Source organism: Blautia sp. HCP3S3_C4 (assembly GCF_052064095.1).
Classification (GTDB): domain Bacteria; phylum Bacillota; class Clostridia; order Lachnospirales; family Lachnospiraceae; genus Blautia_A.
The window spans coordinates 81,135-96,353 of the sequence record NZ_JBQHWF010000006.1; the positions used below are offsets into that span (position 1 = coordinate 81,135).

Sequence of the window (15,219 nt, forward strand, 5' to 3'; positions counted from 1 at the left end):
AAAGATGCCTACAAAGAAAGAGACCAGGAGTTTTACATGCAGAATAAGAGAAGGACAGGTGGCTGCTATGAGGCAGCAGCCGCTGCTTATCTGGAGAAGCAGGGACTTGTGATCCTGCGCAAGAATTATCGCTGCAGATCAGGTGAAATTGATCTGATCGCCAGGGATGGCAGTTATCTTGTGTTTATAGAGGTAAAATATCGGAATACCGCAGTTTCGGGAAGCGCACTGACTGCTGTGACTCCTGCCAAACAGCGGGTGATCAGCAGGGTGGCAGAGTACTTTCTTACAGTGGAATATCATAACGTGGATTTGCTCTGCCGTTTTGATGTGATAGGAATTGACGGAGACCAGCTTACCTGGATCAAAAATGCTTTTGACTGCTGGAGTTGAAGGAAATACTGTTGGTTTCCGGCTGTGGCGGGAATTTAGGAGAAAAACAGATGGATAAAATGGTTGAGATAAAATGGCATGATAAAAATGCACAGAAAATGACGGTACATGATAAGAATGGTGTAGTATATCTGACCTATCCGGCTCTTGATTCTCAGGAGGAAATCATTCATGGATTCAGTACCAGATTGGGAGGGGTAAGCCAGGGAATTTACACCTCCATGAATTTAAGCTTTACCCGGGGAGATGAGGAAAAGGCAGTCAGAGAAAATTATGACAGACTGGCTGCTGCCATAGGCTTTTGCGCAGAAGATGTTGTAACTTCCGATCAGACCCATACAGCCAATGTGCGAAAGGTTACAGCTGAAGACAGAGGAAAGGGAATTACCGGACCCAGAGATTATACAGATGTGGACGGTATGATCACAGATGTGCCGGGATTGATACTGGCCACCTTTTATGCAGACTGTGTTCCCTTATATTTTGTGGATCCCAAACGGAGAGTAGTGGGGCTTTCCCATTCCGGATGGAGAGGAACTGTCCAGAAAATCGGAAATGTGACAATCAGGAAAATGACAGAGGAGTATGGATGCGATCCCGGGGACATCCTGGCGGCAGTGGGGCCTTCCATCTGTCAGGAGTGTTATGAGGTAAGTGAAGATGTAATCGAACATGTGAAGGATGCTTTTGACAGAAAATACTGGGATATATTGTTCTATGGAAAGACAGATGGGAAATACCAGTTAAATCTCTGGGAGGCTAATCGTATTGTCTTTCTGGAGTCCGGGATTCAGCCGGCGCATATATCCATGCCGAATCTTTGTACCTGCTGCAATCCGGAACTGCTTTTTTCCCACAGAGCCTCTCATGGAAAAAGAGGAAATCTGGGAGCCTTTTTGGGGCTGAAGAAATAAAAGTAACGGCAGTAAACCGTAAAAATGTTTGCTGCCGTTATTTTTATTTTGCGTTTATTTTTTCCATAAGAGACATTATTTTCTCATTGCTGGAACGTACTTTTTCTACAGATACATCATGATTGATGATATCCATAATACTTGCCAGATATTTACTCATATTTGCTTCAATGTAGTAAGGCCTATCCAGAAGTTCCGGAATACGGTAATTCAGGTTGGTGGTGATCACACGGTCCATCCAGCCTTTTTCGTAATATTCATCGAATTTTGCAAGTCCGTCAGTAAAAAGACCGTAGGTGGTGCACACAAAAACACGTTTTGCATGGCGCTCTTTTAACTGTTTGGCCACATCCAGCATACTTCCGCCGGAAGAAATCATATCATCGATGACTACCACATCCTTGCCCTCAACAGAGTCACCAAGGAATTCGTGAGCAACAATAGGGTTCTTGCCGTTAACAATAACGGAGTAATCTCTTCTCTTGTAGAACATACCCATATCCACACCCAGGATATTTGAAAAATATACGGCACGGGACATAGCGCCCTCATCCGGGCTGATGATCATCAGATGATCATTGTCTACCTTCAGATCCGGCACGCCTTTGATCAGAGCCTTCAGAAACTGATAGGTAGGGAAGAAATTATCAAATCCATTCAAAGGGATGGAGTTCTGTACACGGGGATCGTGGGCATCAAAGGTGATGATGTTGGATACACCCATATCGCTTAATTCCTTCAGTGCAAGCGCACAATCCAGAGATTCTCTCTTGGTACGTCTGTGCTGGCGTCCCTCATAGAGAAATGGCATAATAACATTAATACGGTGTGCTTTACCTGTGGCTGCAGAGATGATTCTCTTCAGGTCCTGGAAATGATTATCCGGTGACATATGATTCTCATGGCCACATACAGTATAGGTTTCACTGTAATTGGTAACATCCACCATAATAAAAAGGTCGGTACCACGAACGGATTCCTTAATATAGCCTTTGCCCTCGCCGGTTCCGAAACGTGGGCATTCACATTCAACCATGAAAGATTCCTCGCTGTAGCCCTGGGGAATAATACTGAGCTGTTTTTTTGCAATCAGTTCCTTACGGAATTTCACCAGTTTTCTGTCTACCTCCTGGGCAAGCTCCGGGCAGCCAAGGGCAGCAATACGAATAGGAGCTACAGGCATGGATTTTTCCAATAATTCTATGTTTGGCATAATATTCCTCCTAAGTAGTTTGAAAAAATATTTGATTCCAATATAGTTTATAACATTTGACCTAAATCCAGTCAAGGAATTTATTGATTTTTTCTTATAAAATTGTTATGATAAGATAGCGGTATAATCGTATATATCATTTTTGATATTTATGAAGTAGTATTGGAGTAATATTAATGAAAAAAAATATGCATGTGATTTCCAGAGTGCTGCCCGGAAGTATCGGGGAGGAACTGGAACTGGAACCAGGGGATGTACTGGTATCCATTAACGGCCAGCCGGTGGAGGATGTTTTTGATTATAGATATCTGATGAATGATGAGGTAGTAGAGCTTCTGATCCGCAAAAAAAACGGTGAGGAATGGGAGCTTGAGGTTGAGAAGGATTATGAGGATGATCTGGGAGTAGAATTTGAAAACAGTCTTATGGATGATTATCGCTCCTGTTCCAACCATTGTATTTTCTGCTTTATCGATCAGATGCCGCCCAATATGCGGGAAACTTTATATTTCAAGGATGATGATTCCAGACTTTCTTTTTTGCAGGGGAATTATGTGACCCTTACTAATATGAGCGAATATGACCTGGATCGTATTATAAAGTTTCATCTTTCCCCTATCAATGTGTCTTTTCAGACCATGAATCCGGAGCTGAGATGTAAGATGCTCCACAATCGTTTTGCCGGAGATGCACTGAAAAAGGTAGACAAGCTGTACCAGGGCGGTGTGATCATGAATGGACAGATCGTGTTGTGCAAGGGGGTCAATGACAGGGATGAACTGGAATACAGCCTGGAGAAGCTTTCTGAATATGCACCGGTTCTTCAGAGCGTATCGGTAGTGCCTGTGGGACTTTCAAAATACAGGGATGGCCTTTATCCGCTGGAGCCCTTTGACAGAGAAGATGCAGAGTACCTGATCGAACAGGTAGAGCGTTGGCAGAAGATCATGATGGAGCGCCATGGAATCCATTTTATCCACGCTTCAGATGAGTGGTATATCCTGGCAGGGAAAAAACTTCCTGAGGAGACCCGCTATGACGGATATCTGCAGTTGGAAAACGGTGTGGGTATGATGCGTCTCCTGGAAACGGAAGTGAAGGAGAGACTGGCCGGACTGGAGGGGGATAACAGAGAGTTTACAGCTTCTGTGGCAACAGGAAAGCTTGCGGCTCCCTTTATTCAACAATATATGAAACTGATACAGGAAAAATTTCCTAATATAAAAGTAAATGTTTACACTATCAGAAATGATTTTTTTGGTGAAAGAATTACAGTTTCCGGGTTGATCACCGGTGCAGATCTGAGAGAACAGCTGAAGGACAGAGAACTGGGAGAGAAAATCCTGATCCCCTGTAATATGCTCAGAAGCGGCGAGGATGTTTTTCTGGATGACCTGACAGTGGATGACATAAGGGAAGCCTTGGGAACAGAGCTGGTGGTAGTAGATGAACCGGGAGCAGATCTTGTGGATTGCGTGATCAATCCCCCCGACCATAAAAAAATAAAAAGGAGACAAATATATGAGCAAACCAGTAGTAGCAATAGTGGGAAGGCCTAATGTAGGTAAATCCACCCTGTTTAATGCACTGGCAGGTGAGAAGATTTCCATTGTAAAGGATACACCGGGTGTAACCAGAGACAGGATTTATGCAGATGTAACCTGGCTGGACAAAACCTTTACCATGATCGATACAGGTGGTATTGAGCCGGACAGCAGTGACATTATCCTCTCCCAGATGAGGGAGCAGGCACAGATTGCCATTGATACAGCAGATGTAATTATTTTTATCACAGATGTGCACCAGGGACTGGTGGATTCAGATGCCAAGGTAGCGGATATGCTCCGCAGAAGCGGAAAGCCTGTAGTCCTTGTGGTAAATAAGGTAGACAGTGTACAGAAATTTATGATGGATGTATACGAGTTTTATAATCTGGGAATCGGAGAGCCCATCCCTATCTCTGCAGCAAACCGTATGGGCCTGGGTGATATGCTGGATGAAGTAATCAAGGATTTCCCGGAGGATGCGGATACAGAGCAGGATGAGGATATTCCGAAAATTGCCATTGTGGGAAAACCAAATGTAGGAAAATCATCGCTGGTGAACAAGCTGTTGGGCGAGGACAGGGTAATCGTTTCAGATATTGCCGGTACTACCAGAGATGCGGTAGATACCAGAGTGAAGTGGCAGGGAAAGGATTATATCTTTATTGATACTGCCGGACTTCGCCGTAAGGGTAAGGTAAAAGAGGAGATTGAACGTTACAGTGTGATCCGTACAGTTACTGCAGTGGAGCGGGCAGATGTGGTCATTGTTATGATCGATGCTTCTGAGGGAGTTACCGAGCAGGATGCCAAAATCGCCGGAATTGCCCATGAGCGGGGCAAGGGTGTGATCATTGCAGTAAACAAGTGGGATGCTATTGAGAAAAATGACAAGACCATTTATAAACATACCAACCGTATCCGGGAGGTTCTGGCATACATGCCTTATGCAGAGCTTGTATTTATTTCTGCAAAAACAGGGCTCAGAATTTCCAGAATGTTTGAGACCATTGATGCGGTTATTGAAAATCAGACCCTGCGTATTCAGACCGGTGTTCTCAATGAGATTCTTTCTGAGGCAGTGGCTATGCAGCAGCCGCCTTCAGACAAGGGGAAACGTCTGAAGATCTACTACATGACCCAGGTGGCTGTCAAACCGCCTACCTTTGTGATTTTTGTCAATGACAAAGAACTGATGCATTTTTCATATACAAGATATCTGGAGAATAAAATCCGTGACGCTTTTGGTTTTGCAGGAACATCGCTGAAATTTATTGTCCGCGAACGGGGTGAAAAGGAATAGTTATGGAACGTATAATCTGTTTACTGATTGGATATGCGTGCGGACTTTTTCAAACAGCGTATATTATGGGAAAAATCTATCATACAGATATCCGCAAGCAGGGAAGCGGTAATCTGGGATCTACCAATGTAATGCGTACTCTGGGCAAAAAGGCGGGAGCCCTGAATCTGCTTTGTGACTGTCTGAAATGTGTGGTTGCGATCCTTATTGTCCGGGCACTGTTCGAGGACAGATATGCTGATATTCTGCCTCTGTTGAGCCTGTATGCAGCAGCCGGATGTATCCTGGGGCATAATTTTCCCTTTTACCTTAATTTTAAAGGAGGAAAAGGAATTGCAGCCTCTGTAGGTCTGCTGGCTGCCTTTGACTGGCGGCTTCTGCTGATTTGTGCCGTTGTGTTTTTTGCATTGTTTTTTGCCACACATTATGTTTCTCTCTGCTCTATCAGTGCTTATGTGACTGCCTTTATTTTGATGGTAGTATTCGGGCAGAGAGGAGATTATCACATGGATCAGAGCCACATGCTGGAGCTTTATGTGGTAATGGCGTTTTTGACAGTTCTGGCGCTTTTCCGTCATAAAAAGAATATCCAACGGCTTCTGGACGGAACAGAAAGTCAGATTTATCTGGGAAAAAAGAAAAAGAATCAATAATTCCTGAGTAAGGGAAGGAAAAAGAGGTGTATTTATGGCTAGGATCAGTGTATTAGGTGCGGGAAGCTGGGGAACAGCACTGGCGTTACTTCTTCATAATAATGGGCATGAGGTAATTTTATGGTCTGCCCTGGGAGAGGAAATTGATGTTCTGAGAGAAAAGCGGGAGAATGTAAGCAAACTTCCGGGAGTAAAGATACCAGAGGCAATTGATATTACCACAGATCTGGAACGGAGTCTGCGAGATGCAGATGTAGCGGTTCTTGCAGTTCCCTCTCCTTATATCCGGAGCACCTGTAAACGGATGGCTCCTTATATGAAAAAGGGCCAGAGAATTGTAAATGTTGCAAAGGGTGTGGAAGAGAAAACACTGATGACTCTCAGCGAGATCATTGAACAGGAGCTTCCCGGTGCAGAGGTATCTGTGCTTTCCGGGCCCAGCCATGCGGAGGAAGTGGGCAAAGGACTTCCTACTACCTGTGTGGTAAGTTCTCGCAGAAGAGAGACAGCTGAATATCTCCAGGGTATTTTCATGAGTCCGGTCTTCCGTGTATATACAACACCGGATATGCTTGGGGTAGAGCTTGGAGCAGCCTTGAAAAATGTAATTGCCCTTGCTGCAGGTACTGCAGACGGACTTGGATATGGAGATAACACGAAGGCAGCCCTGATCACAAGAGGGATTGCAGAGATTGCAAGACTTGGAGTAAAAATGGGCGCCAGAATGGAGACCTTCTATGGTCTGTCCGGAATCGGTGATTTGATTGTTACCTGTGCAAGTGTTCACAGCCGTAACCGCAAAGCCGGGTATCTGATGGGAAAGGGATATTCTATGGAAGCGGCCATGGCTGAGGTACAGATGATCGTAGAGGGTGTTTATTCCGCAAAAGCCGGTAAAGAACTGGCAGAGAAATATGAAGTGGAAATGCCTATTATTGCAGAGGTGAACAAAGTACTGTTTGAAGGAAAATCCGCATCTGAGGCAGTGATCGATCTGATGGTCCGCGATAAAAAGGTTGAGACTCCTATGCTTCCCTGGAATAATGAAACAGAATAACTAAAAAGAGTTTAAAAAGAGTTCCTGAAATCCAAAACAGATTTCAGGAACTTTTTTAATAGAATTGTTCAGATTAAAAGATTACATCTCTAAGGTCTTCCGGGATATGGGAGCTGTGAAAATCCTGGTTGAGAGTGTCAAGAATATCCATATCTTCCTGTTCAATAGTAAAATCAAAAATCTGGCTGTTACTTTGGATCCTGTCAGGGTGACTGGATTTGGGGATAACAGAGATACCTTTCTGTACAGCCCAGCGAAGTCCGATCTGCGCAGGAGTTCTGCCGTACTTGGTACCCAATACACACATGACATCGTTATCCAGATAAGCTCCTCTTGCAAGGGGAGCATATGCCTGAATCTGAATGCCTCTGCTCTGGCAGTAATCAATCAGCTCTTTGGGATAGCATAAGGGGTGACATTCAATCTGGTTTACTGCAGGAACAACATTGGAAATTTTTGCCAGCTCCTCCAGGTGACGGATCTCAAAATTGCTGACGCCGATGGAAAGTGCCCTGCCGGACTGCTGAATTTTCTCCAGCTCTTTCCAGGTACTCAGGTAACAGCCCGGAACCGGCCAGTGTATCAGATAAAGATCAACATAATCCAACTTCAGCCGCTCCAGACTTCTGTCAAAGGCTCCCTGGATATCTCCGATGCGCTGGGCAGTATTCCAGACCTTGGTGGTTACAAAAAGCTCTCCTCTGGAAACTCCGCATCTGGCAATGCCGCGGCCTACATTTTCTTCGTTTTTGTATGCCGAAGCAGTATCAATCAATCGATAACCGCTTTCTACTGCAGAAATAATCGAATTTTCTGCTTCGTTTTCTCCTGTTGCCTTATATACGCCAAGCCCTAATAAAGGCATTTCTCTGTTGGTATTCAGAAAAACTGTATTTTCCAAAATGATTCCTCCAATTCTTCTATATACTTAACACAATAATCTGATTAATTATACCATATACTTATAGAATATGTACATTGTTTTTATGATATTTTCATGTTTTACATTGTTAACAAGATAACATATTGGTTAAAGCGTTAACACACTTTGTAAAATAGACCATATATAGGCATTGAATTCAGAATTTTTTAGTAATTATTTACGTCAAATACCTTGCTAAAACGACCGGAAAGATGTATAATGACATTAAATTGATAATTTATTGTCATGAAGACTGCCCTGAAGTGCCCGTAAATAGAGGAACAGGAGAGTTTTCAGTATAGAAAGGGGCATTTATATGCATTTAATCAAAGATGAGAATGGTAATCTTGTCCAGCATGGACACGGACATACCCATGAGCATACTCATGCAGATGGAACTACCCATACTCATGAGCATTCGCATGGAGAGGGACATGACCATGGACATACACATACAGATCATGGCTGTGAGACAGGACATTGCGGAAGCTGTCAGGAGGGAGACTGCAAGAATGAAACGCTTGCACTGCTGACTTACATGCTTCAGCATAATGAGCATCATGCTCAGGAACTGGATCAGATGGCTGATAATCTGGCAAAAATGGGAATGGACGCTGCATGTAAGACAATCAAGGAAGCGGTGTCTGATTTCCAGAAAGGCAATATGCGTCTTGGACTTGCTCTGACACTTGTTAAAGATGAGATGAAATAGGAGGCGACAGCACATGTGTTTGGCAACAGTATTTAAGGAAAGCGATGATTCTGTTATTTTCAAAAACGTAGCAAGAATCGATGTGGATGGAAACAAACTGATTCTCCGTGATATTATGGGGGATGAGAGAGTTGTAGATGGAAGCATCCTTATGGTTGATCTTGCAAACAGTATTGTAAAGCTGAAATGTGACTAGGCTTTTGAGAACAGTATAGAATCTGATAAACTGCGGAGCAGTTATTCGGTTATGTGCAAGTAGCGAAGCGGATGATTTTATCCGCTTGAAAGAAAAATTTAGGAGGCACCTGGTTTTATGGCACATGTTATTGCCGTCGCAGGAAAAGGCGGCGTAGGAAAAACAACATTATGCGGAATGCTGATCCAATATCTGTGTGAAATGGGTAAGGGACCGATTCTGGCAGTGGACGCTGATGCAAATTCAAATCTGAATGAGGTTCTGGGAGTAGAGGTTGAAACTACTTTAGGCGATGTACGTGAGGAAATCGCTCGTGCAGAACTTGCAAAGGAAAGTCCGATCCCAAAGGGAATGTCTAAGGCAGATTATGCGGAGATGCGTTTCGAGGATGCCCTGGTGGAGGATGATGATTTTGATCTTCTGGTAATGGGCAGGACTCAGGGAAAGGGTTGCTATTGCTATGTAAATGGCCTTTTACAGACCCAGCTGGCCAAATATCAGAATAATTATCCTTACTTTGTAGTAGATAATGAGGCGGGAATGGAACATATCAGTAGAGGTGTCCTTCCCAGCATGCAGACAGCAATCCTTGTCAGTGACTGTTCACGGAGAGGTGTACAGGCAGTTGGCAGAATTGCAGAACTGATCAAAGAATGTGATATGCATCCGGAGACTGTAGGATTGATCATCAACAGAGCTCCCAAGGGAGAACTGAATGAGGGAATCAAAGAGGAAATCCAGAAACAGGGACTTACACTCCTTGGAGTAGTTCCTCAGGATGAAGCAGTATATGAATATGACTGTGAAGGCCGTCCTACAAGCAGGCTTCCGGAAGATAATCCTGTGAAGAAGGCACTGAGAGCCATAGTTGACAAACTGGATTTATAGGAAATATGTTCCTGACTGTACATTTCCGCACAGTCAGGGGCTGTCAGCGTATTACTGCTTTGAGTTTTTTTATGTTAAAATAACCCATGGGTAGGGATGGGTTCTTGCCAATGGGATTATTATAAATATATTAAGTGCATATAAAATGCACAAACCAGAATTAAAGGAGGTCTATAATGAGTGAATTCAAATTAACTACAGTGGAAGAGTTTGAAGAGGCTACTGCCAGACTTTTGGAGACAGGTGCAAAGGTTGGAGCTGACGCATGGCAGCTTCGTGTAAAAAACCAGACTCCACATTGTAAATTCGGTGAGCAGGGTGTCTGCTGTCGTATCTGTGCTATGGGACCATGTCGTATTACCCCTAAAGCACCAAGAGGTATCTGTGGATGTGACGTCCATGGTATCGTAGGAAGAAACTTCCTGAAATTTACAGCAGGTGGTGCAGCTACTCACTCTGATCACGGTCGTGAAATCTGCCACACATTATATTGTGCAAAAGACGGCGGAAACTATCAGGTAAAAGATCCTGAGAAACTGATCCGTATCGCAAAAGAATGGGGCGTAGAGACAGAAGGAAAAGATATCTATGATCTGGCTCATGAAATGGCTGAGACAGGATTGATGGAATATGGTAAACCATTTGGATATCAGAGATTCCTTGACAGAATGCCTGCAGGACAGAAAGAGAAACTGATTGAAAATGAAATTGCACCACGTGCGATCGACCGTGAAGTTTCCACTTCTTTACATATGGCTCATATGGGATGCTCTTCTCTTCCGGAAGCTCTTGTAAAACAGTCTATCCGCTGCGGTCTTGCCGATGGATGGGGCGGTTCCATGATGGGAACAGAGTTCTCTGACGTATTATTCGGAACTCCGAAGCCAATTGACACTGAAGCTAACCTTGGTGTAATGGTTGAAGAGAATGTAAACATCGTTGTACACGGACATGATCCGAGTCTTTCCGAGATGATCTGTGAATATGCAGACAGCAAAGAAATGATCGATTATGCAAAATCTGTAGGAGCAAAAGGAATCACTGTTTCCGGTGTATGCTGTACTTCAAACGAAGTAGCTATGCGTCGCGGTGTTCCGATGGCCGGTAACTTCCTGCAGCAGGAGAATGTAGTACTGACAGGTGCCTGCGAAGCGATCGTAGTAGATGTTCAGTGTATCTTCCCTGCATTAGGACCTTTAAGCAAATGCTTCCATACTAAATTTATCACAACTTCTCCGATCGCTCAGATGCCTGATGCTGAATTTATCAGATTCAATGCTGAGACAGCAGGAGAGAATGCAAAAGCAATCGTAAAGATGGCTATTGACAACTTCAAGAACAGAAAACCTGAACTTGTACATATCCCACAGCTGAAACAGAAAGCTACAGTTGGTTATTCCGTAGAAGCAATCGTTAAGGTTCTTGACGGTGTTACAAACTCTCAGGTTGATGAGACAGGAACAACAAAACCATTACTTGAGTGCATTACTTCTGGTGTTATCCGTGGTGCTGTTGCTATGGTTGGATGTAACAATCCTAAGATCCGTCCTGACTATGCACATATCGAGCTGATGAAGAAATGTATCGCCAATGATATCATTGTCATTGCTTCCGGATGTTCAGCACAGGCAGCTGCAAAAGCAGGTCTTATGGACAAATCTGCAAAAGATCTCTGCGGTGCAGGTCTGAAACGTGTCTGTGAACTGGCTGATATCCCACCGGTACTCCACATGGGATCATGCGTAGATATTTCCCGTATGATGATCCTTGCTGCTGAGCTTGCAAAAGATGCAGGTCTTCAGATTAATCAGCTTCCTGTAGTTGGATGTGCTCCTGAGTGGATGTCTGAAAAAGCTGTATCCATCGGTAACTATGTAGTAGGTACCGGTATTGATACATTCCTTGGTGTTGATCCATATGTTTCCGGTTCTTCAGAAATGGGAGAGCTTCTTACAGAGGGAACAAGAAAATGGACAGGAGCTGCTTATACAGTAGAAACAGATATTGAGAAATTAGTTGATCTGATGATCGAAAGAATCGAAGAGAAGAGAACAGCATTAGGAATCTAATCTGCTGTGATCTTAAAAATGTAATAAAAGGTGGATGACGTAAAATGAAAATAGCAGTTACAGGAAAAGGCGGCGTAGGCAAAACTACTTTTGCAGCAACGCTGGCCAGGTTGTATGCAGCAGAGGGAAGACCGGTACTTGCAGCAGATGTGGATCCGGATGCGAATCTTGGTCTTGCATTAGGCTTTGATGAAGAAACACTGGATTCTATTGTACCAATTTCCAAAATGCGTAAGCTTGTGGAAGAACGTACAGGTGCCACTGCGGGAAATCAGTTCTATCATCTGAATCCGAAGGTAGACGATATCCCGGAGAAATATGGTAAGGTCTGCAATGGCGTGCGTCTCCTTGTCCTGGGAACTGTCGAGACAGGCGGCGGCGGATGTGTATGTCCGGAGCATGTAATGCTGAAACGTATTATTAATAATCTGGTACTGAGAAGAGAAGATGTGGTAATTCTTGATATGGAAGCCGGCCTGGAACATCTCGGCAGAGGAACCACAGAAGGAATGGACGCATTTATCGTAGTGATCGAACCGGGTGCAAGAAGTGTTCAGACATACAAGAATGTAAAACGTCTGGCAAAGGATCTGGGAGTAGCTCAGGTAAAGGTTGTTGCAAACAAAGTACGCAACGAGGATGACGAAAACTTTATCAGAGAACGGATTCCACAGGAAGATCTTTTAGGAATGATCCATTACAACACAGAAGTAATTGATGCAGACAGACAGGGCAAGTCCCCTTATGACTTCAGCAAAACAGTTACTGATGAGATCATTAAGATAAAAGAAAAGATAGATCGTCAATAATCTCATATATTTAGGAGGTAAACAAAGTGACTTTATTTGAAAGTGTTTTTGCGGGAAATGACGCGGTTTATGGACTTACAGAAGGTGCCATCAACCAGGCAATTGAAAAATACGGCGCTGACAAAGCAGTCAGCTTCCCTGATACAGCATATTCCTTACCATGCTACTATGCAGTAACAGGAACAAAGGTTGGAACTCTTGCAGAGTTAAAAGATGCTCTTGCAGTAGTAAAAACTCTTATGACAAGAGAAAAAAGAACAAATGACGTATTTATGTCAGGTGTTGCTACAGCTCTCTGCGCAGAATTTATCGAAGTTCTGAAATATATTGACGGAGCAGTTCCTTATGAAGCTCCTTGCTACGGACATCTTGCAGATGCAGTGATCCGTGAACTTGGTGTACCGCTTGTAACAGGCGATATCCCAGGTGTAGCAGTTATCCTTGGAAAAGCTCCTTCCGCTCAGGAAGCAGCAGACCTTGTTAAATCCTATCAGTCTCAGGGTATCCTGATCACTCTGGTTGGTGACGTTATTGACCAGTTAGAGGAAGTTGGATACAAGACAGGTGCTAATGTACGTGTTATCCCGCTTGGAAAAGACGTTACAGCAGTTATCCATGTAGTATCTGTAGCACTTCGTGCAGCTCTTATCTTCGGTAACGTAAAACCAGGTGATGCTGCAACTCTGATGGATTACACAATGAAACGTGTACCTGCATTTGTTAATGCATTTGCACCGTTAAATGATGTGATCGTAGCTTGTGGTGCAGGCGCTATCGCTCTTGGATTCCCGGTTATCACAAACCAGGAAGATGTTGCAAGAGTACCGAAGAGCCTGATCTGCCAGAAAGACATCTCCAAATGGAATGCAACTTCTCTGGAAGCACGTGACATCAAGATTAAAATTACAAACATTGATATCCCGGTTGCTTTCGCATCTGCATTCGAAGGTGAGATCATCCGTCGTAAAGACATGCAGGTTGAATTTGACGGTTCCCGTGTAGACTGTGCAGAGCTTGTACATACATGCGAATCAAGCGAAGTAGAAGACCATAAGATCACAGTTGTTGGTCCTGAAGTAGACGACATGGAATTAGGAAGCAAGAACAGCATTGCATATGTTGTTAAAGTTGCCGGCAAGAACATGCAGCCTGACTTTGAACCTGTTATCGAGCGTAAGTTCCATAACTACATCAACTGTATCGAAGGTGTATACCACACAGGACAGAGAGATATGCAGAGAATCCGTATCAGCAAAGATGCATTTGCTGCAGGCTTCAAGATCAAACATATCGGTGAAGTTCTCTATACACAGGTTAAGAACGAATTTGACGCAGTTGTTGATAAATGTGAAGTTACTATTTATACAGATCCTGCTGAGTGTACAAGAATCCGTCATGAGGTTGCTATCCCGATCTTCGAGAAACGTGATGACCGTCTGAATACTCTGACAGACGAATCTGTAGATGTATATTACAGCTGTATCCTCTGCCAGGCATTCTCCCCGTCTCACGTATGTGTTGTTACACCTGAGAGACTTGGACTTTGCGGTGCCGTTTCATGGCTGGATGCAAAAGCTACCAACGAGCTGGATCCAAACGGACCTTGCCAGGTAATTACAAAAGAAAGACCTATTGATGAGAACCTTGGTTCTTATGAAGACGTAGATGAAGCTGTTAAGAAATTCTCACAGGGTGCATTAGAGCACGTTACACTGTACTCTATCATGCAGGATCCTATGACATCATGCGGATGCTTCGAGTGTATCTGCGGTATCGAGCCATTCTCCAATGGTGTTGTTATCGCTAACCGTGAGTATGCAGGCATGACACCTCTTGGAATGACATTCTCAGAAATGGCATCCATGACAGGTGGTGGTGTTCAGACACCTGGTTTCATGGGACATGGTAAACATTTCATCAGCTCCAAGAAGTTCATGAAGGCAGAAGGCGGTATCGAACGTATCGTATGGATGCCAAAAGAACTGAAAGAGTTTGTTGCTGAGCGTCTTAACAACACAGCAAAAGAACTCTACGGAATTGAAAACTTTACAGATATGATCGGTGATGAGACAATTGCAACTGATCCAGAAACACTGGTTGGTTTCCTTACAGAGAAAGGACATCCGGCATTAGGTCTTGATCCGATGATGTAAAGCATGGTGGTTTTCCCGGAGGTATTATGTGAGTCATGCGGAGGCTTATTGAAAGCCTCCGGGTTTAAACGCTAAACAGCGTATATATAAAAACCATAGTATATTATGTTCAAAGACGGACAATATTGTGATCGTGTGAAAGTACAGCACTTATATTTCGTAAAGATAAGGTATGGATGTAATATATGCTGCCCGGTAATATGTGCGGAGTGTATGGCCGGTCAGCGATAAATGTAGGATCAGTTGCTATATTCATAGATACAGTATAAAGATTGTCGCATTTTTAACAAAACATAACATCCTGCTCTTGTCAATAAGTATGATAATGTTGTATACTACATTCGACAGAATGTGTAAGTCTGCGAAAAGATACATACACACAGTAATTTTTTT

General features: G+C 43.6%; 14 protein-coding genes. 12 read left to right on the forward strand and 2 right to left on the reverse strand.

The features are described 5' to 3' along the window. Positions 1–36: 36 nt before the first annotated feature. Positions 37–393 (forward strand): YraN family protein, encoded by a 357-nt coding sequence (locus ACTNC6_RS07415; RefSeq protein WP_441043722.1) that lies wholly within the window; start codon positions 37–39, stop codon positions 391–393. Between the two features lie 50 nt (positions 394–443). Beyond that, the gene (gene pgeF, locus ACTNC6_RS07420; protein ID WP_441035622.1) at positions 444–1,307 is read left to right on the forward strand and encodes a peptidoglycan editing factor PgeF; all 864 of its coding nucleotides are present in this window, start codon (positions 444–446) and stop codon (positions 1,305–1,307) included. A 43-nt stretch (positions 1,308–1,350) separates the two neighbouring features. Here the strand turns inward: pgeF and ACTNC6_RS07425 are convergent, their stop codons facing one another. Further along, positions 1,351–2,520: a ribose-phosphate pyrophosphokinase gene (locus ACTNC6_RS07425; RefSeq protein WP_019161848.1), complete on the reverse strand. Its 1,170-nt coding sequence runs from the start codon at positions 2,518–2,520 to the stop codon at positions 1,351–1,353. A 176-nt stretch (positions 2,521–2,696) separates the two neighbouring features. Here ACTNC6_RS07425 and ACTNC6_RS07430 point away from each other — a divergent pair, with 176 nt between their 5' ends. From ACTNC6_RS07430 to ACTNC6_RS07445, 4 genes are read left to right on the forward strand one after another with little or no spacing between them, the layout of a single operon-like run. Continuing rightward, positions 2,697–4,079, forward strand: a complete 1,383-nt coding sequence (locus tag ACTNC6_RS07430) for a DUF512 domain-containing protein (protein ID WP_303242451.1) — start codon at positions 2,697–2,699, stop codon at positions 4,077–4,079. Beyond that, the gene (gene der, locus ACTNC6_RS07435) at positions 4,042–5,367 is read left to right on the forward strand and encodes a ribosome biogenesis GTPase Der (RefSeq protein ID WP_441035627.1); all 1,326 of its coding nucleotides are present in this window, start codon (positions 4,042–4,044) and stop codon (positions 5,365–5,367) included. Before ACTNC6_RS07430 ends, der begins: the two co-directional genes overlap by 38 nt. A 2-nt stretch (positions 5,368–5,369) precedes the next feature. Then, on the forward strand, positions 5,370–6,020 hold the full coding sequence (plsY, locus tag ACTNC6_RS07440) for a glycerol-3-phosphate 1-O-acyltransferase PlsY (protein ID WP_441035630.1): 651 nt from the start codon (positions 5,370–5,372) through the stop codon (positions 6,018–6,020). Between the two features lie 34 nt (positions 6,021–6,054). Further along, the gene (locus tag ACTNC6_RS07445; RefSeq protein ID WP_441035633.1) at positions 6,055–7,077 is read left to right on the forward strand and encodes an NAD(P)H-dependent glycerol-3-phosphate dehydrogenase; all 1,023 of its coding nucleotides are present in this window, start codon (positions 6,055–6,057) and stop codon (positions 7,075–7,077) included. Positions 7,078–7,150: 73 nt separating this feature from the next. Here ACTNC6_RS07445 and ACTNC6_RS07450 read toward each other — a convergent pair whose 3' ends face one another. Continuing rightward, positions 7,151–7,978, reverse strand: coding sequence for an aldo/keto reductase (locus tag ACTNC6_RS07450; protein ID WP_279589607.1), 828 nt, complete (start codon positions 7,976–7,978; stop codon positions 7,151–7,153). A 337-nt stretch (positions 7,979–8,315) separates the two neighbouring features. Between ACTNC6_RS07450 and ACTNC6_RS07455 the strand changes: the two genes are divergently transcribed. From ACTNC6_RS07455 to acsB, 6 genes are all read left to right on the forward strand, one after another. Continuing rightward, on the forward strand, positions 8,316–8,711 hold the full coding sequence (locus ACTNC6_RS07455) for a hypothetical protein (protein ID WP_019161842.1): 396 nt from the start codon (positions 8,316–8,318) through the stop codon (positions 8,709–8,711). Between the two features lie 13 nt (positions 8,712–8,724). Further along, entirely contained in the window at positions 8,725–8,907 is a 183-nt protein-coding gene (locus ACTNC6_RS07460; RefSeq protein WP_441043724.1) for a CooT family nickel-binding protein, read from the forward strand. 117 nt (positions 8,908–9,024) lie between these two features. Beyond that, complete coding sequence (locus ACTNC6_RS07465; protein ID WP_441035638.1) at positions 9,025–9,795, forward strand: nucleotide-binding protein; 771 nt, start codon at positions 9,025–9,027, stop codon at positions 9,793–9,795. 176 nt (positions 9,796–9,971) lie between these two features. Further along, a complete protein-coding gene (gene cooS / locus ACTNC6_RS07470; protein ID WP_441035640.1) occupies positions 9,972–11,864 on the forward strand; it encodes an anaerobic carbon-monoxide dehydrogenase catalytic subunit in 1,893 nt (630 codons plus the stop codon). A gap of 44 nt (positions 11,865–11,908) precedes the next feature. Continuing rightward, positions 11,909–12,673, forward strand: coding sequence for a nucleotide-binding protein (locus tag ACTNC6_RS07475; protein ID WP_441035642.1), 765 nt, complete (start codon positions 11,909–11,911; stop codon positions 12,671–12,673). A 26-nt stretch (positions 12,674–12,699) separates the two neighbouring features. After that, the gene (gene acsB, locus ACTNC6_RS07480) at positions 12,700–14,826 is read left to right on the forward strand and encodes an acetyl-CoA decarbonylase/synthase complex subunit alpha/beta (protein ID WP_441035644.1); all 2,127 of its coding nucleotides are present in this window, start codon (positions 12,700–12,702) and stop codon (positions 14,824–14,826) included. The last annotated feature ends 393 nt before the right edge of the window (positions 14,827–15,219 follow it).

Excerpts from the sequence above, each read along its gene's own strand:
- ACTNC6_RS07415 (WP_441043722.1), top strand. The coding sequence starts at position 37 with ATGCAGAATAAGAGAAGGACAGGTGGCTGCTATGAGGCAGCAGCCGCT.
- pgeF (WP_441035622.1), top strand. The coding sequence starts at position 444 with ATGGATAAAATGGTTGAGATAAAATGGCATGATAAAAATGCACAGAAA.
- ACTNC6_RS07425 (WP_019161848.1), bottom strand. The coding sequence starts at position 2,520 with ATGCCAAACATAGAATTATTGGAAAAATCCATGCCTGTAGCTCCTATT.
- ACTNC6_RS07430 (WP_303242451.1), top strand. The coding sequence starts at position 2,697 with ATGAAAAAAAATATGCATGTGATTTCCAGAGTGCTGCCCGGAAGTATC.
- der (WP_441035627.1), top strand. The coding sequence starts at position 4,042 with ATGAGCAAACCAGTAGTAGCAATAGTGGGAAGGCCTAATGTAGGTAAA.
- plsY (WP_441035630.1), top strand. The coding sequence starts at position 5,370 with ATGGAACGTATAATCTGTTTACTGATTGGATATGCGTGCGGACTTTTT.
- ACTNC6_RS07445 (WP_441035633.1), top strand. The coding sequence starts at position 6,055 with ATGGCTAGGATCAGTGTATTAGGTGCGGGAAGCTGGGGAACAGCACTG.
- ACTNC6_RS07455 (WP_019161842.1), top strand. The coding sequence starts at position 8,316 with ATGCATTTAATCAAAGATGAGAATGGTAATCTTGTCCAGCATGGACAC.
- ACTNC6_RS07460 (WP_441043724.1), top strand. The coding sequence starts at position 8,725 with ATGTGTTTGGCAACAGTATTTAAGGAAAGCGATGATTCTGTTATTTTC.
- ACTNC6_RS07465 (WP_441035638.1), top strand. The coding sequence starts at position 9,025 with ATGGCACATGTTATTGCCGTCGCAGGAAAAGGCGGCGTAGGAAAAACA.
- cooS (WP_441035640.1), top strand. The coding sequence starts at position 9,972 with ATGAGTGAATTCAAATTAACTACAGTGGAAGAGTTTGAAGAGGCTACT.
- ACTNC6_RS07475 (WP_441035642.1), top strand. The coding sequence starts at position 11,909 with ATGAAAATAGCAGTTACAGGAAAAGGCGGCGTAGGCAAAACTACTTTT.